We start from the raw sequence: 22450 nt of genomic DNA, 5'->3' as shown, positions 1-22450 counted from the left end.
GTGCCCGCCTATGAGCTTAGACGAGATCGGCAGGGTGCAATTTCGGCCCCGCTCCGCTAGCATTAGCGCTCTTTCCGCCCGCTCCGGTCACGATGGTTTTTTGATGAGTTATCAGGTTCTTGCACGTAAATGGCGTCCGCGCTCGTTCCGCGAAATGGTCGGCCAGACCCATGTGCTCAAGGCTTTGATCAACGCCCTGGACAACCAGCGCCTGCACCACGCCTACCTGTTCACCGGTACCCGGGGCGTGGGCAAGACCACCATCGCGCGGATCATCGCCAAGTGCCTGAACTGTGAGACCGGCATCACCTCCACGCCGTGCGGCACCTGTTCGGTGTGCAGGGAGATCGACGAAGGCCGTTTCGTTGACCTGATCGAGATCGACGCCGCCAGTCGCACCAAGGTCGAGGACACCCGCGAACTGCTCGACAACGTGCAGTACGCGCCGAGCCGCGGGCGCTTCAAGGTCTACCTGATCGACGAAGTGCACATGCTCTCCACCCACTCGTTCAACGCCTTGTTGAAGACGCTGGAAGAGCCGCCGCCCTACGTCAAGTTCATCCTCGCCACCACCGACCCGCAGAAGCTGCCGGCGACCATCCTGTCGCGCTGCCTGCAGTTCTCGCTGAAGAACATGAGCCCGGAACGGGTGGTCGAGCACCTGACCCATGTGCTGGGCGCCGAGAACGTGCCGTTCGAGGAAGATGCCCTGTGGCTGCTCGGCCGCGCTGCCGATGGCTCGATGCGCGATGCCATGAGCCTGACCGACCAGGCCATCGCCTTTGGCGAGGGCAAGGTGCTGGCTGCCGACGTGCGGGCGATGCTCGGCACGCTCGATCATGGCCAGGTGTACGGGGTGCTGCAGGCGTTGCTTGAAGGTGATGCCCGGGCATTGCTGGAGGCGGTGCGCGACCTGGCCGAACAAGGGCCGGACTGGAACGGCGTGCTGTCGGAAATGCTCAATGTGTTGCACCGGGTGGCCATCGCCCAGGCCCTGCCCGAGGCGGTTGACAACGGCCAGGGCGACCGTGAGCGCGTGCTGGCGCTGGCCCAGGCCCTGCCGGCCGAGGATGTGCAATTCTATTACCAGATGGGCCTGATCGGCCGTCGCGACCTGCCGCTGGCGCCGGACCCGCGTGGCGGCTTCGAGATGGTCCTGCTGCGCATGCTGGCGTTCCGCCCAGCCGACACCGACGATGCGCCGAAGCCGCTACTAAAGCCGTTGGGGATCAGCCAGGCCACAGCTGATCCGGCCCAACCGGTGGCAGCGGCGGCTGTGGCCGTGGCGCCGCCCGCTGTCGCCAGCCCTGTCGCTGAAGCGGTCGCGCCGGTGCCCATGGCTGAGCCACCCGAGCAGCCCGAGCCGCCAGTCGTCGAAGTGCCGGTCGTTGCCGAGGTTGTCGAGGCGCCGCAATCGGAACCAGAGCCCGAGCCACAGCCGCAGCCCGTCGAGGAGGTCATCGACCTGCCGTGGGAGGAGCCCGTTGCCGCGCCGGCGCCGGTTGCACCCGAGCAGCCGCCCGAGCCTGCACCTGCGGTCGAAGCCGCCAACCCGCAGCCGGACTACGACGAGCCGCCGTTCGATCCGTCGGCCTACAGCCCGGCGGGCATGGAGCGTGACGACGAGCCGCCGGGAGACGAGGACTACTACACGCCCGACAGCGACCCGGCCGGCTTCAGCTACCTGGACGAGCTGGCCGAGCACGTGCAGGAAGAGGCGCCCGTCCAGGCGCCGGAGCCGCTGCCGGCGGCCATGCCGGCGACCGGGCTGGCCCTGCAATGGCTGGAATTATTCCCACAGTTGCCTGTCTCCGGTATGACAGGCAACATCGCCGCAAACTGTACGCTGATCGCCGCTGATGGTGATGACTGGCTGCTGCACCTGGACCCGGGGCAGGGCGCGCTGTTCAACTCGACCCAGCAGCGCCGACTGAATGAGGCGCTCAACCAACAGTTGGGCCGCGAGATCCGCCTGAAGATCGAGCTGATTCGCCCCGAGCAGGAAACGCCGGCCCAGGCGGCCTCGCGCAAGCGCGCCGAGCGCCAGCATGACGCCGTCGTATCGATCGAGCAGGATCCGCTCATCCAGCAGATGATCCGGCAGTTCGGCGCGACGGTCAGGCAGGATACTATTGAGCCTGTAGATGCCCTGGCCAGCCAGGGCCAATAACGGATAACCATGCGGCCCGCCTGTGCGGGGCCGCATTACATGACCCAATCGAGGTATACCCCCATGATGAAAGGTGGCATGGCCGGCCTGATGAAGCAGGCCCAGCAGATGCAGGAAAAGATGCAGAAGATGCAGGAAGAGCTGGCCAACGCGGAAGTCACCGGCCAGTCCGGCGGTGGCCTGGTCAGCGTGGTGATGACCGGTCGCCACGACGTCAAGCGCGTCAGCATCGACCAGAGCCTGATGTCGACCGACGAGGACGACAAGGAAGTGCTCGAGGACCTGATCGCCGCCGCGCTGAACGACGCCGTGCGCAAGATCGAGCAGAACAGCCAGGACAAGATGGGCAGCATGACCGCCGGCATGCAACTGCCGCCTGGTTTCAAGATGCCGTTCTGATCGGCTGATCGCTTCACACCGGGGAGCAACGACCTGTGGGACGTTGCTCCCTTGTTCATTGTGTTTCCTGAAATTGGACGGCCCGCCGAGATGAGCTTCAGCCCCCTGATCCGCCAACTGATCGACGCCCTGCGCATCTTGCCCGGCGTCGGCCAGAAAACCGCCCAGCGCATGGCCTTGCAACTGCTCGAGCGCGACCGCAGCGGTGGCACGCGCCTGGCCCAGGCCCTGAGCCAGGCCATGGAAGGCGTCGGCCACTGCCGCCAGTGCCGGACCCTGACCGAGCAGGAGCTGTGCCCGCAGTGCGCCGATCCGCGCCGCGACGACAGCCAGCTGTGCGTGGTGGAAGGGCCGATGGACGTGTACGCGGTGGAGCAGACCGGTTATCGCGGCCGCTACTTCGTGCTCAAGGGACACCTTTCGCCGCTCGATGGCCTGGGGCCGGAGGCGATCGGCATTCCGCAGTTGATGGCGCGGATCGAAGAGCAGGGCACCTTCAGCGAGGTTATCCTGGCCACCAACCCCACGGTGGAAGGGGAGGCGACTGCCCACTACATCGCCCAGTTGCTGGCCGAGAAAGGCCTGGCCGCCACGCGCATCGCCCATGGCGTGCCGTTGGGTGGGGAGCTGGAGCTGGTGGATGGCGGGACGCTGGCGCACGCCTTTGCCGGGCGCAGGCCGATTTCGCTGTAAGACCCAGCCCTTTCAAGGTCTTGCGATTTTTGAGATATGACGTTTCCAGCTCAACATTGCCGGGGCTGCAAAGCAGCCCCGGCAATTCCAAGTCGAACGCCAATTTTCAGCACCTTGAAAGGGCTGGCTGTAGCCCCGCGATTGTTCTGAAGGCGAACTCAGTATTCGCTCAGGGAAAACTCGGTCAGGCAGAAGGTCGGCACCCCGGCCGCTTGCAGGCGGCGTGAACCTTCCAGTTCCGGCAGGTCGATGATCGCCGCCGCCTCGAACACCTGGGCACCGGTGCGGCGCACGAGGTTGGCTGCGGCCAGCAGGGTGCCGCCGGTGGCGATCAGGTCATCGAAGATCAATACCGAGTCGCCTTCACAGAGGCTGTCGGCGTGCACTTCCAGGAAGGCCTCGCCGTATTCGGTCTGGTAACCCTCGCTCAACACGTCGGCCGGCAGCTTGCCCTGCTTGCGGAACAGGATCAGCGGCTTGTTCAACTGATGGGCGATGATCGAGCCGATCAGGAAACCCCGCGCGTCCATGGCACCGATATGGCTGAACTCGGCCTCGACATAGCGCTCGATGAACTGGTCAGCGACATAGCGCAGTCCGCGCGGCGACTGGAACAGCGGGGTAATGTCGCGGAAGATCACGCCCGGCTTGGGGAAGTCCACTACCGGGCGGATCAGGGCTTTGAGGTCGAAGGTGTCGCTGTGCATGGGCGGGTATCCTGGAAAAACTCGGCGCCAGTATACCCTGTTCACGCGGCGATCAGGTTTCGAGCGCACCACCGGCCAGCGCGCACAGCTGGATCGGGTCGAGGATGTGCACTTCCTTGCCCTCGGCCTTGAGCAGGCCGTTCTGCTGGAAGCGTGTGAACACCCGCGACACGGTTTCCACCGCCAGGCCCAGGTAGTTGCCAATCTCGTTGCGCGACATGCTCAGGCGGAACTGGTTGGCCGAGTAGCCGCGGGCGCGGAAGCGCGCCGACAGGTTGACCAGGAAGGTGGCGATGCGCTCGTCGGCGGTCTTCTTCGACAGCAGCAGCATCATCTGCTGGTCGTCGCGGATCTCGCGGCTCATCACCCGCATCAGTTGGCGGCGCAGCTGCGGCAGCTGCACCGACAGTTCGTCGAGGCGCTCGAAGGGGATCTCGCACACCGAGGTGGTTTCCTGGGCCTGGGCCGACACCGGATAGGCCTCGGTGTCCATACCCGACAGGCCGACCAGCTCGCTGGGTAGGTGGAAGCCGGTGATCTGTTCTTCGCCGGCATCGCTGAGGCTGAAGGTTTTCAGGGCGCCAGAGCGAACCGCATAGACCGAGCCGAAATTGTCACCCTGGCGGAACAGGAACTCGCCTTTCTTCAACGGGCGACCGCGTTTGACGATTTCATCCAGTGCATCCATGTCTTCCAGGTTCAGGGACAGGGGCAGGCACAGGGGGGCCAGGCTGCAATCCTTGCAGTGGGCCTGGTTGTGTGGGCGCAGTTTTACTGGCTCGGACATTTCTTTCGATCCTTGTGGGAAAGCACACATAAGCCGTAAGGATAACCTGCGGCATGGGCTGTAGGCCAGTGTGCGCATTTTTGGTGCACGCTAGCGGCGGCAGGGAAGGGGTGTTCCGCTACCGTTCAACTGTCCATAGTGTGCCTCGAAAGGCGGGCTGTCCATGTGGTGAAACGCCTCAATCGCCTCAGATCACCCGGGAGAAACGCTGGCGATTCTGCTGCGCGAGGTAGGCGTCGAACACCATGCATACCGAGCGCGCCAGCAGGCGGCCGGCTGGCAGGATGCGGATGCCCTTGGCGTCCAGGTTGATCAGGCCGTCGCGCTGCATGGCCTGCAGCTGCGGCCACAGCTCTTTGAAATAGCCGCGAAAATCGATGGTGAAGGCCTGCTCGATCGCCTCGAAATCCAGTTCGAAGTGGCAGATCAGTTGCTGGATCACCGCCCGGCGCAGGCGGTCGTCCTGGTTGCACAAAAGGCCGCGTTGGGTCGCCAGCTGGGCGGTGGAAAGGGTGTCCTGGTAGGTGTTGAGGTCGCTGCTGTTCTGGCAGTACAGGTCGCCGATCTGGCTGATTGCCGACACGCCCAGGCCGATCAGGTCGCAGTGGCCGTGGGTGGTGTAGCCCTGGAAGTTGCGCTGCAGGGTGCCTTCCTCCTGGGCGATGGCCAGTTCGTCGTCGGGCAGGGCGAAGTGGTCCATGCCGATGTAGCGGTAGCCGGCGGCAGTCAGTTGGTCGATGGTGGCGTGGAGCATTTCCAGCTTGGCCGCCGGCGCCGGCAGGTCGGCGCTGTCGATGCGCCGCTGGGGCATGAAGCGCTCTGGCAGGTGTGCGTAGTTGAATACCGACAGACGGTCGGGCTGCAGGCGGATCACTTCCTCGACGGTGCGGGCGAAGCCTTCCGGGGTCTGCTTGGGCAGGCCGTAGATCAGGTCGAGGTTGATCGAGCGGAACTGCAGGGTGCGCGCCGCCTCGATCAGGGTGCGGGTCTGCTCCAGGCTCTGCAGGCGGTTGACCGCGCGTTGCACGGCCGGATCGAGGTCCTGCACGCCGAGGCTGACGCGGTTGAAGCCCAGCTCGCGCAGCAGGCCCATGGTCGACCAGTCGGCCTCGCGCGGGTCGATCTCGATGCCGTAGTCGCCGGAGTCGTCGTCCAGCAGGTGGAAGTGCTGGCGCAGGGTGGCCATCAGCTGGCGCAGTTCCACATGGCTGAGGAAAGTCGGCGTGCCGCCGCCGAAGTGCAGCTGCTCGACCACCTGTTTCGGGTCGAGGTGGCAGGCGACCAGTTGGATCTCCTGCTCCAGGCGCTGCAGGTAGGGCGCGGCGCGGCCACGATCCTTGGTGATGACTTTGTTGCAGGCGCAGTAGTAGCAGATGTTGGCGCAGAACGGCACGTGCACGTACAGCGACAGCGGACGCGTGGCGCGGCGGCTTTCGCGCAGGGCGTGAAGCAGGTCGAACGAGCCCACTTCGCCGTGCAGCTGCACGGCGGTCGGATAGGAGGTGTAGCGTGGCCCGGCCAGATCGTAGCGACGAATCAGGTCGGCGTCCCAGCGTAGGTCGTCGAGCATGTGGGTGGTCCCCGGATAGAGCTGCAGTGTCCGGAGTCTAGGGGCGGATGTAAGAAGTCGTGTTGATTTGTATCAAGGTGAGTTGGCGACCGTTGCGGGGCTGGCGTGGGGGCGGGCTTGCCCCGCGATCAGTGTCCCATCAACCAGTGCTGGTGCGGCCCTGGCAACGTCCACAAACCAAACAGGATAACCAGCACGCCCCCGGCCACGCGCACGCCGCGCTTGCGCAACAGGGCGCCGACGCGCTCCGCCGCGAGCCCCGTGGCCAGCAGCACCGGCCAGGTGCCGATGCCGAACGCCAGCATCAGCGCCGCGCTGTGCAGCGCATCGCCCTGGCTCGCCGCCCACAACAGGGTGCTGTATACCAGCCCGCACGGCAGCCAGCCCCACAGGGCGCCCAGCAGCAGGGCGCGAGGCAGGCTGGACACCGGCAGCAGTCGGGTGGCCACGGGTTGCACATGGCGCCACAGGCCGCGGCCGAGCGCCTCGATACGGGTCAGGCCGCTCCACCAGCCGGCCAGGTACAGACCCATGCAGATCAACAGCAGCGCCGCGATGACGCGCAAGCCGATGGCCAGCGGGCTGCTGGCCAGCGCCACGCCGGCCAGGCCCAGCAGCAGGCCGGCGGCGGCATAGCTGAGGATGCGCCCGAGGTTGTAGGCCAGCAGCAGGCGCAGGCGCCGGCCGCGTTGCTCGGGTGGGATGGCCAGGGTGAGGGCGCCCATCAGGCCGCCGCACATGCCCAGGCAGTGGCCGCCGCCGAGCAGGCCCAGGACCAGCGCCGAGCCCAGGAGCGGAATCAGTTCAGGCACGTGGCGAGGGGTCCTGGTCGTCGGGCTGTTCGTCCCCGGGCTTCACGGCGGCCTGATGGCGCGGATCCTGGTCATCGAACAGGATGCTGTGGGCCGGGCCTTCGAGGTCGTCGTACTGGCCGCTGTCCACCGCCCAGAAGAAGATGTACACGGCAACGCCGACCAGCAGCAGGGCGGCGGGAATCATCACGTAGAGGGCGGGCATAGCGGTTTCCTTTCGAGCGACGCCGGCTCGCGCGCGGCCGGCGCCGCATCGGCGGGCAGCCGGGTCAGGCGTAGGGCGTTGAGCACCACGATCAGCGAGCTGACCGACATGCCGATTGCCGCCCACACCGGGGTGATCCAGCCGAGCGCGGCGAACGGCAGCATGAGGCCATTGTACAGCGTCGCCCAGAGCAGGTTCTCGACAATATTGCGGCGGGTCCGGCGGGCCAGGTCGAAGGCCTGTACCAGCGCTTGCAGGCGGTTGGACAGCAATACCGCGTCGGCGCTGGTCTTGGCAAGGTCGGTGGCGCTGCCCATGGCGATGCTGATGTCGGCGGCGGCCAGCACTGGCACGTCGTTGACGCCGTCGCCGAGCATCAGCACCTTGCGGCCCTCGCCTTGCAGGGCCTTGAGGCGAGCGAGCTTGTCGTCCGGGCGCAGGCCGCCGATCGCCTGGTCGATGCCCAGCTGCGCGGCCACCTCGGCGACCATCGGTGAACTGTCGCCGGACAGCAGCAGTGTTTGCCAGCCACGGGCTTTACAGGCGGTCACCAGGTCCTGGGCGTCGTCGCGCAGGCGGTCGTCCAGGGCGAACCAGGCCAACGGCCCTTGCCGGTCGCCCAGCAGCAGCCATTGCCCGCGCGGCTCCGGCACGGCGGGGACCTCGGCGCCGCTGAGGGCGCAGACGAAGGCGGCCTGGCCGATGCGCAGGCGCTGGCCGGCCAACTCGCCTTCCAGACCCAACCCTGGCATGGCATTGACGCTTTCGGCGGCCTGGGCGGCGCGGCCGAAGGCGCGGGCGATGGGATGCTCGGAGCGGTTTTCCAGGGCGGCGGCCAGCGCCAGGCACTGGTCGCTGTCCAGTTGGCCCAGCGGTCGCACGCTGCGCAGGGCCAGGCGGCCCTCGGTGAGGGTGCCGGTCTTGTCGAAGATCACCGTGTCGATCTGGTTCAGCCCCTCCAGCACATGCCCGCGGGTGATCAGCAGGCCGAGCTTGTGCAGGCTGCCGGTGGCCGCGGTGAGGGCGGTCGGCGTGGCCAGTGACAGGGCGCAGGGGCAGGTGGCGACCAGCATGGCCAGGACGATCCAGAACGCCCGTGGCGCATCCAGTTGCCACCAGACCACGCCGATTACGGCGGCGGCCACCAGGGTGAACAGCAGGAACCACTGCGAGGCGCGGTCGGCGATTTCCGCCAGGCGCGGTTTTTCCGACTGGGCGCGCTCCAGCAGGCGGACGATGGCCGAGAGGCGCGAGTCCTGGCCCAGGGCCTGGACTTCGACGGTGAGGGTGCTCTCGACGTTGAGGGTGCCGCCGGTCACCCGGTCGCCAACGCGGCGCGCCAGGGGCAGGTATTCGCCGGTCAGCAGCGATTCGTCGACGCTGGAGCGGCCGTCGACGATCAACCCGTCGGCCGGGATCACCGCGCCGGGCAGCACCTGCACCTGGTCGCCGCACTGCAGTTCGCCGAGCAGGATGCGCTCGCCCTGGCCGTTGGCGTCCAGGCGCAGGCACGAGGCTGGCAACAGGTTGACCAGTTGCGCGGTGGCTGCCGCGGTGCGCTCGCGGGCGCGGCGTTCGAGATAGCGGCCTGTGAGCAGGAACAAGGCGAACATGCCGACGGTGTCGAAGTACAGCTCGCCGCTGCCGGTGATCGCGGTCCAGATCCCGGCGCAGTAGGCCAGGGCGATGGCCAGCGACACCGAGACGTCCATGGTCAGGTGGCGGGTGCGCAGGTCGCGGGCCGCGCCTTTGAAGAACGGCGCGCAGCTGTAGAACACGATGGGGGTGGTGAGGAACAGCGCGACCCAGCGCAGGATAGTGTGCAGCTCGGGCGACAGGTCGATATTGAATTCCGGCCAGGTGGCCATGGTCGCCATCATCGCCTGGAACCACAGCAGCCCGGCCACGCCCAGGCGGCGCAGGGCGCCGCGGTTCTCCCGGGCCAGCTGTTCGGCGGCCTGGTCGGGCTGGTAGGGGTGGGCTGCATAGCCGATCTGGCGCAGCTCGGCCAGCAGCCTGGACAGCGGCAGTTGCTGGTCGTCCCAGCTGACCAGCAGGCGGTGGTTGGACAGGTTGAGGCGGGCGTCGTCGACGCCGGGCAGGTTGCGCAGGTGCTTCTCGATCAGCCAGCCGCAGGCGGCGCAGCTGATGCCCTCGACCATCAGGATGGTTTCGGCCAGCTCGCCGGCATGGCGCACGAAGGATTGCTGCACGTCGCTGCGGTCATACAGCGCCAGTTCATCCTGGAGCTGGCGGGGCAGGGCCTCGGGGTTGGCGCTGGTGTCGCTGCGGTGCTGGTAGTAGTGCTCCAGGCCACCGGCGACGATGGACTCGGCCACTGCCTGGCAGCCGGGGCAGCAGAATTGCCGCGGCTCGCCGAGGACCACGGCGGTGAAGCGGCTGCCGGCGGGGACGGGCAGGGCGCAGTGGTAGCAGGGGGTGGGGTGGGTCATCTTGGTGCGGTCTTGTACTTTGGGGTTGTTGGGGCTGCTTTGCAGCCCTTTCGCGACACAAGGCCGCTCCTACAGGGGATCGCGTGTCCCTGTAGGAGCGGCCTTGTGCCGCGAAAGGGGCGCAAGGCGCCCCCTGCGGTGCGGCGATTCATTGCTGGTGCTCGGCCCCTTGCAGCGCTTCATCCCCCAGCTGCAAGGTCACCCCATGCTCGACCTTCTCCTCCTCGAACAACCGCCACACATGCTCATCCTGGCTGCCCAGCAGCTCGACGAAGCGCCGCCCCTGGACCTTGTCGTCGAGCTGGCCGACATAGCGGCCTTGCTCGGCGCGGATCAGCGGCACCTTGCGGTCCTTGTCCGGCTGGGTCGGCGAGATCAGGTTCAGTTCCAGCGTCTGCGGGTCGCTGTTGCCGGTCAGGCGCACCTCCACCTCGCCGGTCAGCTCGTCCAGGTGCACGCTGGCCTTTAGGTTGAGGGTCTGGGCCAGCAGCTCGCGGTCCAGAGAGCGGTTGATGCCCTTGCCGGCCTCGTAGTAGTTGTCGTTGACCAGGTTGTCCGGGTTGCGCACGGCAATGCTGACCATGGTCAGGCTCAGGCACACCGAGGTGGCCAGGATGCCGATGATGATCCAGGGCCAGAGGTGCTTGTACCAGGGGCTGGCGGCGGTGGCTGCAGGCATTGTCGATGTTCTCTCTCAGCGGATCTGTGGGCCGATGAAACGGCTCTTGGCTTCAACCTGGTTGGCGCTGTCGTCGGCGTCCTTGAGGATGAAGGTGATTTCGTTGGTGGTCGAGGGCAGTTGTTCAGGGGCGACCGACAACTGCACCGGCAGGTTGACGATGTCGCCGGCGGTGACGCGTATCTCGCGCTGGCCTTCGAGCTTGAGGTCGGGCAGGCCAGCGGCGTCGAGCACGTAGACGTGGTCGTGCTGGTCCTTGTTCATCACCTTCAGGCTGTAGACGTTCTCGATCCGCCCCTGGGCGTTCTCGCGGTACAGCACGCGGTCCTTGGCCACGTCGAAACCGATCAGCGAACGGGTGGCGAAAGCGGTGACCAAGGCGCCGATCATCACCAGCAGCACCAGGGCGTAGCCGATCAGGCGCGGGCGCAGCATGTGGGTCTTCTGCCCGGACAGGTTGTGCTCGGTGGTATAGCTGATCAGGCCCTTGGGATAGTTCATCTTGTCCATGATGCTGTCGCAGGCGTCGATGCAGGCGGCGCAGCCGATGCACTCGATCTGCAAGCCATCACGGATATCGATGCCGGTGGGGCAGACCTGCACACACATGGTGCAGTCGATGCAGTCGCCCAGGCCCTTGGCCTTGTAGTCGATGTCCTTCTTGCGCGGGCCGCGGGTCTCGCCGCGGCGCGGGTCGTAGGAGACGATCAGGGTGTCCTTGTCGAACATCACGCTCTGGAAGCGCGCGTACGGGCACATGTAGATGCACACCTGCTCGCGCAGCCAGCCGGCGTTGCCGTAGGTGGCCAGCGTGAAGAAACCGACCCAGAAGTAGGCCCAGCCATCGGCCTGGCCGGTAAAGAACTCGATGGCCAGCTCGCGGATCGGTGAGAAGTAGCCGACGAAGGTCATGCCGGTGACGAAGCCTATCAGCAGCCACAGGCTGTGCTTGGCCAGCTTGCGCAGGAACTTGTTGGTGCTCATGGGCGCCTTGTCCAGCTTCATGCGTTGGTTGCGATCACCCTCGGTGACTTTTTCGCACCACATGAACACCCAGGTCCAGACGCTTTGCGGGCAGGTGTAGCCGCACCAGACCCGCCCTGCATACACGGTGATGAAGAACAGGCCGAAGGCGGCGACGATCAGGATCCCCGAGAGCAGGATGAAGTCCTGGGGCCAGATGGTGGCGCCGAAGATGTAGAACTTGCGTTCGGGCAGGTTCCACCAGACGGCCTGGTGGCCGCCCCAGTTCAGCCAGACGGTGCCGAAGTACAGCAAAAACAGCGCCGCGCCACCGACCATCCGCAGCCTGCGGAAGATGCCGGTGAAGGCGCGGGTGTAGATTTTTTCGCGCGAGGCGTAGAGGTCGACGGAATCCTTCCCTTTGCTGGCAGGCGGGGTGACGTCATGTACCGGAATTTGCTTGCTCATCATCAAGTCCCACGGCAGTGGAGAAATGCCGCGGCCAGTGCGTGCCGGCCGCAGTCTCGCGCGTTCTGCTAGCGCTCTGCGGCCCATGATACGCCTGAGATGGCGCGTGCGGGGCGCGCTGCGACCTTTAGTCGCGTTGGGTTCGTGGTGTGAATCGTGTTATGGCGGGTGTCAATTGATTCAGGTCAGTTTCGGCTCGTTTTATGCTCGAATGAACGTGGGAGCGGCGCACCGCCGCTCCCACGGTTGACCCATCACTCGGCTTTTGGCTCTTGTTGCTCCTGGTGCGACAGGCTGTAGACGTAGGCCGCCAGCAGGTGGACCTTGTCGTTGCCCTGCATCTGCGCTTGGGCCGGCATCTGTCCCTGACGGCCATAGCGGATGGTCTGCTGCAGTTGGGCGAAGCTCGAGCCGTAGATGAACGCCTGCGGATGAGTCAGGTTCGGCGCGCCCATGGCCGGGGTGCCCTTGCCCTCGGGGCCGTGGCAGGCCACGCAGTTGGTGGCGAAGATCTGCTGGCCTTTGGCCGGGTCGGCCTTGGCGTCCTCGGGCAGCTTGCGCCCGTCCAGGTTGGTCAGCACGAAGGCCGCCACGTCCGCCACGCCCTGTTCGCCGATCACCGAGGCCCAGCCTGGCATCACGCCGTGGCGACCGTTCATGATGGTGGTCTTGATGGTCTCCGGCTCACCGCCCCAACGCCAGTCGTTGTCGGTCAGGTTGGGGAAGCCGTAGGCGCCCCGGGCGTCGGAACCGTGGCATACCGAGCAGTTGGAGGCGAACAGGCGAGCGCCCATCTTCAGGGCCTGCGGGTCCTTGGCCACCTCCTCCAGCGGCATGGCGGCGAACTTGGCGAAGATCGGCCCGAAGCGGGCGTCGGCCTTGGCCATTTCCTTTTCCCATTCGTGCACGCCGGTCCAGCCGGCCTGGCCGTTGGAGAACTCGGTCTTCTTGTCGTTGTCGACGTAGGCATAGCCCGGCAGGATGCCTTTCCAGTTGCCCAGGCCCGGGTACAGCACCAGGTAGCCGAGGGCAAAGACGACGGTGCCGACGAACAGCCAGAACCACCATTTCGGCAGCGGGTTGTCGTACTCCTCGATGCCGTCGAAGGCGTGGCCGACGACTTCGTCGGTGATCTCTTCGCGCTGGCCCTTGCGGGTCGACAGCAGCAACCAGGTCAAGGCGAAGATGGTGCCCAGGGTCAGGACGGTGACGTACAGACTCCAGAAGGTTGTCATTGTTGTTTGCTCCTAGAAGCTTTTGCTTGCTCGACGTGGCGGGTGGCTTCTGGATCGTCCGCGAACGGCAATTGCGTCGCTTCGTCGAATTCCTGCTTGCGCCGCGGGCTGAACACCCACAGCGCCAGGCCCACGAAGGCCACCAGCACCACGACGGTGCCCAGGCCGCGAATCATCCCGATATCCATCAGTGTCACCGTTTGCTTTTGATGAGGGTGCCAAGGCCTTGCAGGTACGCGACGATGGCGTCCATCTCGGTCTTGCCCTTGACCGCGTCACGGGCGCCGGCGATGTCTTCGTCGGTGTACGGCGTGCCCAGGGTGCGCAGCACTTCCATCTTCTTGGCGGTGTCCTTGCCGTCGAGCTTGTTTTCCACCAGCCACGGGTACGACGGCATCTTCGATTCCGGTACCACGTTGCGCGGGTTGTACAGGTGGGCGCGGTGCCAGTCGTCCGAGTAGCGGCCGCCGACGCGGGCCAGGTCGGGCCCGGTACGCTTGGAACCCCACAGGAACGGGTGGTCCCACACGCTCTCGCCGGCCACCGAGTAGTGGCCGTAGCGTTCGGTCTCGGCGCGGAACGGCCGGATCATTTGCGAGTGGCAACCCACGCAGCCTTCGCGGATGTAGATGTCGCGGCCCTCGACCTCGAGCGCGGTACGTGGCTTCATGCCCTCGACCGGCTTGTTGGTGACGTCCTGGAAGAACAGCGGGACGATCTGGGTGAGGCCACCGACGCTGACGGCGATGACCATGAAGAAGGCCATCAGGCCGATATTCTTCTCGACTGCTTCATGCTTCATCAGTGGGCTCCCACGACGACGATCTTGGCGGCTTCCTCAGCCTGAACCGGGTTGGCGGCGCGCACGGTACGCAGCACGTTGTAGGCCATCAGCAGCATGCCGGAGGCGAAGAACGCACCGCCCAGGGCGCGGACGATGTAACCCGCGTGGCTGGCCTGCAGGGCTTCGACGAAGGAGTAGGTGAGGGTGCCGTCGTCGTTGATGGCGCGCCACATCAGGCCTTGGGTAATGCCGTTGACCCACATCGAGGCGATGTACAGCACGGTGCCGATGGTGGCCAGCCAGAAGTGCGCGTTGATCAGGCCGACGCTGTGCATCTGATCGCGGCCGTAGAGTTTCGGGATCATGTGGTAGACCGCGCCGATCGAGATCATCGCCACCCAGCCGAGGGCGCCGGCGTGGACGTGGCCGATGGTCCAGTCGGTGTAGTGCGACAGTGAGTTGACCGTCTTGATGGCCATCATCGGGCCTTCGAAGGTGGACATGCCGTAGAATGCCAGCGACACCACCAAGAAGCGCAGGATCGGGTCGGTGCGCAGCTTATGCCAGGCCCCCGAGAGGGTCATCATGCCGTTGATCATGCCGCCCCAGCTCGGCGCCAGGAGGATGATCGACATCACCATGCCCAGTGACTGCGCCCAGTCCGGCAGTGCGGTGTAGTGCAGGTGGTGGGGGCCGGCCCAGATGTACAGGGTGATCAGCGCCCAGAAGTGCACGATCGACAGGCGATAGGAGTAGATCGGGCGTTCGGCCTGTTTCGGGACGAAGTAGTACATCATCCCCAGGAAGCCGGTGGTCAGGAAGAAGCCCACGGCATTGTGCCCGTACCACCACTGGATCATCGCGTCGGTGGCGCCAGCGTAGGCCGAGTAGGACTTGAACAGGCTCACCGGCAGCGAGATGTGGTTGACGATGTGCAGCATCGCGGTGACCACGATGAACGCGCCGTAGAACCAGTTGCCGACGTAGATGTGCTTGGTCTTGCGCTTGACGATGGTGCCGAAGAACACCAGGGCGTAGGTGACCCAGACGATGGCCAGCAGGATCGCCAGCGGCCACTCGAGCTCGGCGTATTCCTTGGTGGTGGTGAAGCCCATCGGCAGGGTGATCAGCGCGCCGACGATCACCGCCTGCCAACCCCAGAAGGTGAAGGCGGCCATGCTGTCGGAGATCAGCCGGGTCTGGCAGGTACGCTGCACCACGTAGTAGCTGGTGCCGAACAGGGCGCAGCCACCGAAGGCGAAGATCACCAGGTTGGTGTGCAGTGGGCGCAGGCGGCCGAAGCTCGTCCATGGCAGGTCCAGGTTGAGCTGGGGCCATACCAGTTGCGAGGCGATGAAGACGCCAAGCCCCATGCCAAGGATCCCCCAGACCACCGTCATGATGGCGAACTGGCGGACGACCTTATAGTTATAAGCAGTCGGACTGATTGCAGTGCTCATTCTAAGGTTCCACGGTTTGGGTGTTCTTGTTGGTTGGTAAATCGGCGCCAGTATCGATAACCACCAGGGTTATGGCAACGCAAGGAAACCTGCGCCGACCCGTGTCCAGGCCCTTCTCACCGCCGTCCCGCGGTTTTTGGGCTGGATGATTGTACACAAATAAATATTTGTAATGTGTACCGTTTTCCATGTTTTTCTGATCGTTCGGTCAATCTTTTTGATCGGGACGGGCACGCAAGGCGTCATCCCAAAGCCGCAGGCTCGTGAGCGTGGAGTCGATGCGTGATGTCAGGCTGTGCACCACGTCTGTTCCGGTCGCTGCGAGCGGAGCCACTGTGGCAACAAGCTTAGTTGCGTTCGGAGGGGGTGCAAGGCGGGGAGGGGCGAGGGAGGGAGTCGTGGGAGCGGCGCACTACCGCTCCCACGGGGTTTTACTTGGCGGTTACCGTTTCTGCTGCTTGCTCTTGCGACAGGCTATACACATAGGCCGCCAGCAGGTGGACCTTGTCGTTGCCCTGGATGTCGTGCTGCGCCGGCATCTGGCCCTGACGGCCGTAACGGATGGTCTGCTGCAGCTGGGCGAAGCTCGAGCCGTAGATGAACGCCTGCGGATGGGTCAGGTTCGGCGCGCCCATGGCCGGGGTGCCCTTGCCTTCAGGCCCGTGGCAGGCCACGCAGTTTGTGGCGAAGATTTCCTGGCCCTTGGCCGGGTCGGCCTTGACGCCTTCCGGCAGGCTGCGGCCATCGAGGTTGGTCAGCACGAAGGCTGCCACATCGGCCACGCCCTGCTCGCCGATCACCGTGGACCAGCCCGGCATGACGCCGTGGCGGCCGTTCATGATCGAGGCCTTGATGGTCTCCGGCTCGCCACCCCAGCGCCAGTCGTTGTCGGTCAGGTTGGGGAAGCCGTAGGAGCCCTTGGCGTCGGAGCCGTGGCACACCGAGCAGTTGGAGGCGAACAGCCGGCTGCCCATCTTCAACGCCTGTGGATCCTTGGCCACTTCCTCCACCGGCATGGCGGCATACTTGGCGAAGATCGGACCGAACTTGGCGTCGGCCTTGTCCATCTCTTTCTGCCACTCGTCCACCTGGGTCCAGCCATTCTCGTAGCCAGGCAGGATGCCTTTCCAATTGCCCAGGCCCGGGTAGAGGATCAGGTAGCCGACCGAGAACACCAGGGTGCCGACGAACAGCCAGAACCACCACTTGGGCAGCGGGTTGTCGTACTCCTCGATGCCGTCGAAGCTGTGGCCCATGGTCTGGTCGGTGGTGTCGCTGCTCTGGCCTTTTCGGGTGGCGAGCAGCAGCCAGGTCAGGCCGATCAGGCTGCCGATGGTCAGTACGCTGATGTACGTACTCCAGAAGGTGGTCATTGCTGGGTACTCCTCAATACGGCAGGTTCCTGCCCGGCGGGGGGCAGGCGGTCGTCGACGAAGGGCAGCAGGCGCGCTTCGGCGAAATCACGGTCGCGGCGACGGTTGAACACCCAGAGCGACAGGCCAATGAAGGCGATCATCACCACCAGGGTGCCCAGGCCGCGGATCATGCCGATGTCCATTTCCATCGCACTCACCTCTTGTTCTTGATCGCGGTGCCGAGCACCTGCAGGTAGGCGACCAGTGCGTCCATCTCGGTCTTGCCCTTGACCGCGTCCTTCGCGCCGGCGATGTCGTCGTCGCTGTAGGGCACGCCGAGGCCGCGCAGGACGCGCATCTTGACGTCGGTGTGGCTGTTGTCGACCTGCGCGGCCACCAGCCATGGGTATGACGGCATCTTCGATTCCGGTACCACGTTGCGCGGGTTGTACAGGTGCGCGCGGTGCCAGTCGTCCGAGTAGCGGCCGCCGACGCGGGCCAGATCCGGACCGGTACGCTTGGAGCCCCACAGGAACGGATGGTCCCATACGCTCTCGCCGGCCACCGAGTAGTGGCCGTAGCGCTCGGTCTCGGCGCGGAATGGCCGGACCATCTGCGAGTGGCAGCCCACGCAGCCTTCGCGGATGTAGATGTCGCGGCCTTCGAGTTGCAGGGCGGTGTAGGGCTTCATGCCCTCGACCGGCTTGTTGGTGACGTCCTGGAAGAACAGCGGGACGATCTGGGTCAGGCCGCCGATGCTGACGGCGAACACCATCAGCAGGGCCATCAGGCCTATGTTTTTCTCAACGACTTCATGGTTCATCAGGCTCTACTCCTCAAGCCAGCTGGGCGTTGGCGGGGGCTTGCTCGGCGGCCGGGGCACGCACGGTGCGCCAGGTGTTCCAGGCCATCAGGAACATGCCGCTGAGGAAGATCGCGCCACCGACGAAGCGCACGACGAAGCCTGGGTGGCTGGCCACCAGGGTTTCGACGAACGAGTAGGTCAGCGTGCCGTCGCTGTTGACCGCGCGCCACATCAGGCCCTGGGCGATGCCGTTGACCCACATCGAGGCGATGTAGAGCACGGTGCCGATGGTGGCCAGCCAGAAGTGCGCGTTGATCAGCCCAAGGCTGTACATGCGCTCCTTGCCGAACACTTTCGGGATGGTGTGGTACAGCGCGCCGATGGAGATCATCGCCACCCAGCCGAGGGCGCCGGCGTGGACGTGGCCGATGGTCCAGTCGGTGTAGTGGGACAGGGCGTTGACCGTCTTGATGGCCATCATCGGGCCTTCGAAGGTGGACATGCCGTAGAACGCCAGCGAGACGACCAGGAAGCGCAGGATCGGGTCGCTGCGCAGCTTATGCCAGGCGCCCGAGAGGGTCATCATGCCGTTGATCATGCCGCCCCAGCTTGGCGCCAGCAGGATCAGCGACATGATCATGCCCAGCGACTGCGCCCAGTCCGGCAGCGCGGTGTAGTGCAGGTGGTGCGGGCCTGCCCAGATGTACAGGGTGATCAGGGCCCAGAAGTGGACGATCGACAGGCGATACGAATACACCGGGCGCTCGGCCTGCTTGGGCACGTAGTAGTACATCATCCCCAGGAAGCCGGCGGTCAGGAAGAAGCCCACGGCGTTGTGGCCGTACCACCACTGCACCATGGCATCGGTGGCGCCGGCGTACAGCGAGTAGGACTTGGTCAGGCTGACCGGTACTTCCAGGTTGTTGACGATGTGCAGGATCGCCACGGTGAGGATGAAGGCGCCGAAGAACCAGTTGCCCACGTAGATGTGCTTGGTGTTGCGCTTCATCAGCGTGCCGAAGAACACCACGGCATAGGCCACCCAGACGATGGTGATCAGGATGTCGATCGGCCATTCCAGTTCGGCGTATTCCTTGGTGCTGGTGTAGCCCAGCGGCAGGCTGATCGCCGCCAGCAGGATCACCAGTTGCCAGCCCCAGAAGGTGAACGCGGCCAGGCGTGGCGCGAACAGGGTGGTCTGGCAGGTGCGTTGCACCGAATAATAGGAGGTGGCGAACAGGGCACAGCCGCCGAAGGCGAAGATCACCGCGTTGGTGTGCAAGGGTCGCAGGCGGCCGAAGCTGGTCCACGGCAGGTCGAGGTTGAAGGCGGGCCAGGCGAGCTGGGCGGCGATGAAGACGCCGAGCCCCATCCCGACGATGCCCCACACCACCGTCATGATGGCGAATTGGCGGACCACCTGATAGTTGTAGGCGGTACTGCTGGTTGTGTTCATGTATGGGTTCCCATCCACGGTTATAGGCAGGCTAGACAGCGAGGCAAGCATGATTAATGGGCAAAGTGCCGGTATTGACGGGGATCAATGGGCGAAGATCGGAAATGTCCCAGGCTTGCGCTGCGATCCTCCGAAAATTCCGCAGGATCGTGGCATCTCCAGCTGCCTGATCCTGGCCCACGGCGCCGGTGCGCCAATGGACAGCGGGTTCATGGAGGACATGGCGCAAAGGCTGGCGGGGCAAGGGGTGGGGGTGGTGCGCTTCGAGTTCCCATACATGGCCGAGCGGCGTCTGAGCGGCGGCAAGCGGCCGCCCAATCCGCAGAAGGTGTTGCTTGAATGCTGGCGGACTGTCTACGACCAGCTGCGACCATTGGTCGCAGGGCGGTTGGCTGTCGGTGGCAAGTCCATGGGCGGACGCATGGCCAGTCTCGTGGCGGACGAACTGGGCGCCGATGCGCTGGTGTGCCTGGGATATCCGTTCTATGCCGTGGGCAAGCCTGAAAAGCCACGCGTGGAGCACTTGGCCGGGCTGCATACGCGAACGTTGATCGTGCAGGGCGAGCGGGATGCCCTGGGCAATCGTGAGGCGGTGGCGGGGTATGCGCTATCGCCGGCGATCGAGGTGAGCTGGCTGGTGGCGGCCGATCATGACCTCAAGCCGTTGAAGGCGTCAGGGTTCAGTCATGAGCAGCACATGCAGGCGGCGGCGCAGCGAGTGGCGGCTTTCCTGCGGGTGTAGCCATCGCGAGGCAAGCCCGCTCTTCGTGGGAGCGGGCTTGCCTCGCGATGAGGGCCTCAGCTCAGTCGCGGTACTCGCACAGGTAAGCGGTATCCACGGCCACCTTCAGTTGGAACTTGCTGTCGGCGGCCACGTTGAACTTGTCGCCCGCGTTGAAGGTTTCCCAGTTGTCGCTACCTGGCAGCTTCACGCTCAGGGCGCCGGAGACTACGTGCATGATCTCGCGCTTGGCGGTGCCGAACTCGTATTCGCCCGGGGCCATCACACCCACGGTGGCCGGACCTTCCTTGCTTTCGAAGGCGATCGACTTGACGGTGCCATCGAAGTACTCATTGACCTTGAACATCGGGCGACTCCTGAAAAAGGACTGAAAAAAGGGCTGGCCAGTATGCCCAAGGCCCGCCCCTGCGTCATCTGTTTCAGGTGCTGCTTGGCGGCAGGCTCAGGGGCAGCAGGCGTGCGGTGTTGCGGGCGTCTTCCAGGGCCCGGTGCTGTTGCCCGGCAAACTGCAGGCCGGCCAATTGCAGGGCGCTGTTCAGGCCTGCCGGACGCTGCAGGTGGCGGGCCTTGGCGAAGCGTTGCTTGAGGTTGATGTGCGGCAGTTGCTCCAGCAGGCTGCGCACATGGTGCGTCTGCCATTCCAGCAGCAGTTGCTTGCGGTCGTAGTCGCCCCAGCTTACCCAGGCCTGCAATTGTGCCTGGTGATGACCCAGCCAGCGTTCGAACGCGGCCCAGACTTCGGGGAAGGGCGCGGCGGCATCGACCTCGGCCTGGCCGATGTGGGTCAGCTCGCGACAGAAGGAGGTCAGCTGCGGCCGCCGCCGGGGCCGCACGAAGCGCTGGAAGTGGTCGACCTCGCGCCCGTCGCGGGTGACCAGGCTTGCGCCGATTTCAATGATTTCCATCTCCGTGACCGGCCAGCCGCCGTCGTCGGTAGTGGCTTCCAGGTCGATCACCAACCAGTGGCCCATGCCAGGCTCCCTATCAATGCAGAAAAACCTGCGCACTTGCCGGGGCGCGTGCGCGGGCCAGTAGAGCGTAGCCAAACTCGAGGTTCACGACATCCCCTGGCACTTTGGCATATTCGGCGGTTGTGCCCGTGCGGGAAAACGCCTAGCTTAGGCGCATTCAGGCCCTTACCCGTGATGAGTGTCCCGACTTGATTCCACTGCCCAGTGCCAAGCTGTCGTCCTTCCTGTTGCTGTTCGCGACGGTTTTGCTGAATGCCGCGGCACAGGCCGAGGTGGTGCGGGAAGTGAAGATCGGGGCCGCGCATTTCCCGCCCTACACCGTGCGTCCGGAGCAGGGCGCCGACACCGGTCTGCTGCCGCAGCTGGTGGAGTCGCTGAACCGCTTGCAGTCCTTGTACCGTTTCGTCCTGGTGCCCACCTCGATTCCCCGGCGCTTCGGCGATTTCCAGCAGGGCCGCACCGACATGGCGATCTTCGAGAATCCGCAGTGGGGCTGGCAGGAGATCGAGCACAAGGCGGTGGACATGGGGCTGGAGGATGCCGAGATCTTCGTCAGCCGCCAGCAGTCAGGGCGTGACCAGCATTACTTCGACGATCTTGAGGGCAAGCGCCTGGCGCTGTTCAATGGCTATCACTATGCCTTTGCCGATTTCAACGCGGACCCGGCCTGGTTGAAGAAGCGCTACCGTGCCACGCTGACTTACTCCCACGACAGCAACCTCAACATGGTCGAGCGTGGGCGTGCTGACATCGCCCTGGTCACCCGCTCGTACCTCAGTGACTTCCTCAAGCGCAACCCGGACAGCGCCGGGCAGTTGCTGGCGTCGCAACGGGTCGATCAGGTCTACCATCACTACGCCTTGCTGCGTCCAGGGGCTTCCATCAGCCCCGAAGCCTTTGCCGGCTTGTTGCGTCAGTTGCGGGAAAATGGCGAGCTGCTGCGCATCTTCCAGCCCTACAAGATCACCGTCGAAGCCCCGCACGACTAAATTTCGACGAAGCCGCCGCGTATTCAGTAATGAGTGTGCAGGATTGTGCAGGGTCCGAGGCAAACGTGCCTGTAGCGGCCCTTTCGCGACGCGAGGAACTGGAGATTTGCCCTGCGATGGCGGTTTCAGCCCAGGCGGCTGCTCTTGCGGCAATGGATCAGCGCATCGCGGATCATGAAGTTGACCAGCGTCGGCGACACGCCCAGCTCCTTGGCGATGTCCTTCTGCGGCACGCCATGCAGGCGGTACATCTCGAAGGCGTAGCGGGTGCGTTTGGGTAGCTCGTCGAGGGCGTCGGCGATGTGTTCCAAGGTGGCGAGATTGATGTGGGTGGCCTCGGGCGAGGCATTCTGGATGACCACATTCATCCCTTCCTCTTCGCTGCCGGTGTATTTCAGCTCCATGGCCTGCTTGCGGTAGTGATCGATAGCCAGGTTGCGCACGATCTGGAACAGGTAGCTGAGCTGGGCCTTGAAGGACGAGGTGATCTGCGGGGCGGCGCTGAGCCTGAAAAAGGCGTCCTGCACCACATCCTCGGCGCGGGAGCGGCAACCGGTGATGCGCGCGGCGATCTTCACCAGGATGCTGCGGTTGTCGACGAATGCCTGGAGTAATGGTGAATCGCACCTACTTGTGGATAGTTGTTCCGCCATGGAAATCACCTTGTCTCGAAGAGGAGTGGGAGCGCCCCCTGAAGGAGGCTTCCTACGACGTGCGACAAACTATTCGTAATGATAATGATTGTCA

The 22450-nt window shown here is 64.9% G+C and carries 24 protein-coding genes; 5 read left to right on the top strand and 19 right to left on the bottom strand.

What is annotated here, in order from left to right:
- Positions 1-103 precede the first annotated feature (103 nt).
- The 3 genes from dnaX to recR all read left to right on the top strand — a co-directional run bounded on the left by dnaX (position 104) and on the right by recR (position 3262).
- The gene (gene dnaX / locus AC25M7_RS12225) at positions 104-2170 is read left to right on the top strand and encodes a DNA polymerase III subunit gamma/tau (RefSeq protein ID WP_028692864.1); all 2067 of its coding nucleotides are present in this window, start codon (positions 104-106) and stop codon (positions 2168-2170) included.
- 63 nt (positions 2171-2233) lie between these two features.
- Positions 2234-2569, top strand: a complete 336-nt coding sequence (locus tag AC25M7_RS12220) for a YbaB/EbfC family nucleoid-associated protein (RefSeq protein WP_028692865.1) — start codon at positions 2234-2236, stop codon at positions 2567-2569.
- Positions 2570-2659: 90 nt separating this feature from the next.
- Positions 2660-3262 (top strand): recombination mediator RecR, encoded by a 603-nt coding sequence (gene recR, locus AC25M7_RS12215; RefSeq protein ID WP_028692866.1) that lies wholly within the window; start codon positions 2660-2662, stop codon positions 3260-3262.
- Between the two features lie 158 nt (positions 3263-3420).
- On the opposite strand, the gene AC25M7_RS12210 is transcribed toward recR, so the two are convergent.
- The 16 genes from AC25M7_RS12210 to ccoN (AC25M7_RS12135) all read right to left on the bottom strand — a co-directional run bounded on the left by AC25M7_RS12210 (position 3421) and on the right by ccoN (AC25M7_RS12135) (position 19001).
- Complete coding sequence (locus AC25M7_RS12210) at positions 3421-3969, bottom strand: adenine phosphoribosyltransferase (protein WP_028692867.1); 549 nt, start codon at positions 3967-3969, stop codon at positions 3421-3423.
- A 52-nt stretch (positions 3970-4021) separates the two neighbouring features.
- Entirely contained in the window at positions 4022-4756 is a 735-nt protein-coding gene (gene fnrA / locus AC25M7_RS12205; protein ID WP_088851748.1) for a Crp/Fnr family transcriptional regulator FnrA, read from the bottom strand.
- A gap of 187 nt (positions 4757-4943) precedes the next feature.
- Positions 4944-6326, bottom strand: coding sequence for an oxygen-independent coproporphyrinogen III oxidase (gene hemN / locus AC25M7_RS12200; RefSeq protein ID WP_028692868.1), 1383 nt, complete (start codon positions 6324-6326; stop codon positions 4944-4946).
- Positions 6327-6454: 128 nt separating this feature from the next.
- Positions 6455-7138, bottom strand: coding sequence for a sulfite exporter TauE/SafE family protein (locus tag AC25M7_RS12195; protein ID WP_028692869.1), 684 nt, complete (start codon positions 7136-7138; stop codon positions 6455-6457).
- On the bottom strand, positions 7131-7343 hold the full coding sequence (gene ccoS, locus AC25M7_RS12190; RefSeq protein ID WP_062574686.1) for a cbb3-type cytochrome oxidase assembly protein CcoS: 213 nt from the start codon (positions 7341-7343) through the stop codon (positions 7131-7133). The genes AC25M7_RS12195 and ccoS overlap by 8 nt, the downstream gene beginning before the upstream one ends.
- Positions 7325-9796 (bottom strand): heavy metal translocating P-type ATPase, encoded by a 2472-nt coding sequence (locus AC25M7_RS12185; RefSeq protein WP_486971105.1) that lies wholly within the window; start codon positions 9794-9796, stop codon positions 7325-7327. Before AC25M7_RS12185 ends, ccoS begins: the two co-directional genes overlap by 19 nt.
- Positions 9797-9944: 148 nt before the next feature.
- A complete protein-coding gene (locus tag AC25M7_RS12180; RefSeq protein ID WP_028692872.1) occupies positions 9945-10475 on the bottom strand; it encodes a FixH family protein in 531 nt (176 codons plus the stop codon).
- Positions 10476-10490: 15 nt separating this feature from the next.
- A complete protein-coding gene (gene ccoG / locus AC25M7_RS12175; protein WP_028692873.1) occupies positions 10491-11906 on the bottom strand; it encodes a cytochrome c oxidase accessory protein CcoG in 1416 nt (471 codons plus the stop codon).
- Between the two features lie 254 nt (positions 11907-12160).
- Complete coding sequence (ccoP, locus tag AC25M7_RS12170) at positions 12161-13141, bottom strand: cytochrome-c oxidase, cbb3-type subunit III (protein WP_062362508.1); 981 nt, start codon at positions 13139-13141, stop codon at positions 12161-12163.
- Complete coding sequence (locus AC25M7_RS12165) at positions 13138-13329, bottom strand: CcoQ/FixQ family Cbb3-type cytochrome c oxidase assembly chaperone (protein ID WP_028692875.1); 192 nt, start codon at positions 13327-13329, stop codon at positions 13138-13140. Before AC25M7_RS12165 ends, ccoP (AC25M7_RS12170) begins: the two co-directional genes overlap by 4 nt.
- 5 nt (positions 13330-13334) lie before the next feature.
- Positions 13335-13943 carry a cytochrome-c oxidase, cbb3-type subunit II gene (gene ccoO, locus AC25M7_RS12160; protein ID WP_028692876.1) on the bottom strand — a complete coding sequence of 203 codons (609 nt, stop codon included), beginning with the start codon at positions 13941-13943 and terminating at the stop codon, positions 13335-13337.
- Entirely contained in the window at positions 13943-15385 is a 1443-nt protein-coding gene (gene ccoN, locus AC25M7_RS12155; protein ID WP_028692877.1) for a cytochrome-c oxidase, cbb3-type subunit I, read from the bottom strand. The genes ccoO (AC25M7_RS12160) and ccoN (AC25M7_RS12155) overlap by 1 nt, the downstream gene beginning before the upstream one ends.
- A gap of 431 nt (positions 15386-15816) precedes the next feature.
- Positions 15817-16758: a cytochrome-c oxidase, cbb3-type subunit III gene (gene ccoP / locus AC25M7_RS12150; RefSeq protein ID WP_028692878.1), complete on the bottom strand. Its 942-nt coding sequence runs from the start codon at positions 16756-16758 to the stop codon at positions 15817-15819.
- Positions 16755-16949 (bottom strand): cbb3-type cytochrome oxidase subunit 3, encoded by a 195-nt coding sequence (locus tag AC25M7_RS12145; RefSeq protein ID WP_028692879.1) that lies wholly within the window; start codon positions 16947-16949, stop codon positions 16755-16757. The genes ccoP (AC25M7_RS12150) and AC25M7_RS12145 overlap by 4 nt, the downstream gene beginning before the upstream one ends.
- A 5-nt stretch (positions 16950-16954) precedes the next feature.
- A complete protein-coding gene (ccoO, locus tag AC25M7_RS12140; protein ID WP_028692880.1) occupies positions 16955-17563 on the bottom strand; it encodes a cytochrome-c oxidase, cbb3-type subunit II in 609 nt (202 codons plus the stop codon).
- A gap of 13 nt (positions 17564-17576) precedes the next feature.
- A complete protein-coding gene (gene ccoN / locus AC25M7_RS12135) occupies positions 17577-19001 on the bottom strand; it encodes a cytochrome-c oxidase, cbb3-type subunit I (RefSeq protein ID WP_028692881.1) in 1425 nt (474 codons plus the stop codon).
- A 49-nt stretch (positions 19002-19050) separates the two neighbouring features.
- On the opposite strand from ccoN (AC25M7_RS12135), the gene AC25M7_RS12130 reads away from it, so the two are divergent.
- Positions 19051-19743, top strand: a complete 693-nt coding sequence (locus AC25M7_RS12130; RefSeq protein ID WP_028692882.1) for an alpha/beta family hydrolase — start codon at positions 19051-19053, stop codon at positions 19741-19743.
- Between the two features lie 61 nt (positions 19744-19804).
- On the opposite strand, the gene ppnP is transcribed toward AC25M7_RS12130, so the two are convergent.
- Together ppnP and AC25M7_RS12120 are read right to left on the bottom strand one after the other, a co-directional pair.
- Positions 19805-20089, bottom strand: a complete 285-nt coding sequence (ppnP, locus tag AC25M7_RS12125; RefSeq protein ID WP_028692883.1) for a pyrimidine/purine nucleoside phosphorylase — start codon at positions 20087-20089, stop codon at positions 19805-19807.
- Positions 20090-20162: 73 nt separating this feature from the next.
- Positions 20163-20714 (bottom strand): 3'-5' exonuclease, encoded by a 552-nt coding sequence (locus AC25M7_RS12120; RefSeq protein ID WP_028692884.1) that lies wholly within the window; start codon positions 20712-20714, stop codon positions 20163-20165.
- Positions 20715-20902: 188 nt separating this feature from the next.
- Between AC25M7_RS12120 and AC25M7_RS12115 the strand changes: the two genes are divergently transcribed.
- Positions 20903-21703, top strand: coding sequence for a substrate-binding periplasmic protein (locus AC25M7_RS12115; protein WP_028692885.1), 801 nt, complete (start codon positions 20903-20905; stop codon positions 21701-21703).
- Positions 21704-21828: 125 nt separating this feature from the next.
- Here AC25M7_RS12115 and AC25M7_RS12110 read toward each other — a convergent pair whose 3' ends face one another.
- Positions 21829-22356 carry an RNA polymerase factor sigma-70 gene (locus AC25M7_RS12110; protein WP_486971104.1) on the bottom strand — a complete coding sequence of 176 codons (528 nt, stop codon included), beginning with the start codon at positions 22354-22356 and terminating at the stop codon, positions 21829-21831.
- Between the last annotated feature and the right edge of the window lie 94 nt (positions 22357-22450).

This window comes from Pseudomonas sp. P106(2024) (assembly GCF_057480815.1).
Note: the sequence above shows the minus strand (reverse complement) of the source record. Positions and strands in the feature narration are given on the sequence as shown.

Excerpts from the sequence above, each read along its gene's own strand:
- dnaX (WP_028692864.1), top strand. The coding sequence starts at position 104 with ATGAGTTATCAGGTTCTTGCACGTAAATGGCGTCCGCGCTCGTTCCGC.
- AC25M7_RS12220 (WP_028692865.1), top strand. The coding sequence starts at position 2,234 with ATGATGAAAGGTGGCATGGCCGGCCTGATGAAGCAGGCCCAGCAGATG.
- recR (WP_028692866.1), top strand. The coding sequence starts at position 2,660 with ATGAGCTTCAGCCCCCTGATCCGCCAACTGATCGACGCCCTGCGCATC.
- AC25M7_RS12210 (WP_028692867.1), bottom strand. The coding sequence starts at position 3,969 with ATGCACAGCGACACCTTCGACCTCAAAGCCCTGATCCGCCCGGTAGTG.
- fnrA (WP_088851748.1), bottom strand. The coding sequence starts at position 4,756 with ATGTCCGAGCCAGTAAAACTGCGCCCACACAACCAGGCCCACTGCAAG.
- hemN (WP_028692868.1), bottom strand. The coding sequence starts at position 6,326 with ATGCTCGACGACCTACGCTGGGACGCCGACCTGATTCGTCGCTACGAT.
- ccoS (WP_062574686.1), bottom strand. The coding sequence starts at position 7,343 with ATGCCCGCCCTCTACGTGATGATTCCCGCCGCCCTGCTGCTGGTCGGC.
- AC25M7_RS12185 (WP_486971105.1), bottom strand. The coding sequence starts at position 9,796 with ATGACCCACCCCACCCCCTGCTACCACTGCGCCCTGCCCGTCCCCGCC.
- AC25M7_RS12180 (WP_028692872.1), bottom strand. The coding sequence starts at position 10,475 with ATGCCTGCAGCCACCGCCGCCAGCCCCTGGTACAAGCACCTCTGGCCC.
- ccoG (WP_028692873.1), bottom strand. The coding sequence starts at position 11,906 with ATGAGCAAGCAAATTCCGGTACATGACGTCACCCCGCCTGCCAGCAAA.
- ccoP (WP_062362508.1), bottom strand. The coding sequence starts at position 13,141 with ATGACAACCTTCTGGAGTCTGTACGTCACCGTCCTGACCCTGGGCACC.
- AC25M7_RS12165 (WP_028692875.1), bottom strand. The coding sequence starts at position 13,329 with ATGGATATCGGGATGATTCGCGGCCTGGGCACCGTCGTGGTGCTGGTG.
- ccoO (WP_028692876.1), bottom strand. The coding sequence starts at position 13,943 with ATGAAGCATGAAGCAGTCGAGAAGAATATCGGCCTGATGGCCTTCTTC.
- ccoN (WP_028692877.1), bottom strand. The coding sequence starts at position 15,385 with ATGAGCACTGCAATCAGTCCGACTGCTTATAACTATAAGGTCGTCCGC.
- ccoP (WP_028692878.1), bottom strand. The coding sequence starts at position 16,758 with ATGACCACCTTCTGGAGTACGTACATCAGCGTACTGACCATCGGCAGC.
- AC25M7_RS12145 (WP_028692879.1), bottom strand. The coding sequence starts at position 16,949 with ATGGAAATGGACATCGGCATGATCCGCGGCCTGGGCACCCTGGTGGTG.
- ccoO (WP_028692880.1), bottom strand. The coding sequence starts at position 17,563 with ATGAACCATGAAGTCGTTGAGAAAAACATAGGCCTGATGGCCCTGCTG.
- ccoN (WP_028692881.1), bottom strand. The coding sequence starts at position 19,001 with ATGAACACAACCAGCAGTACCGCCTACAACTATCAGGTGGTCCGCCAA.
- AC25M7_RS12130 (WP_028692882.1), top strand. The coding sequence starts at position 19,051 with ATGATTAATGGGCAAAGTGCCGGTATTGACGGGGATCAATGGGCGAAG.
- ppnP (WP_028692883.1), bottom strand. The coding sequence starts at position 20,089 with ATGTTCAAGGTCAATGAGTACTTCGATGGCACCGTCAAGTCGATCGCC.
- AC25M7_RS12120 (WP_028692884.1), bottom strand. The coding sequence starts at position 20,714 with ATGGGCCACTGGTTGGTGATCGACCTGGAAGCCACTACCGACGACGGC.
- AC25M7_RS12110 (WP_486971104.1), bottom strand. The coding sequence starts at position 22,356 with ATGGCGGAACAACTATCCACAAGTAGGTGCGATTCACCATTACTCCAG.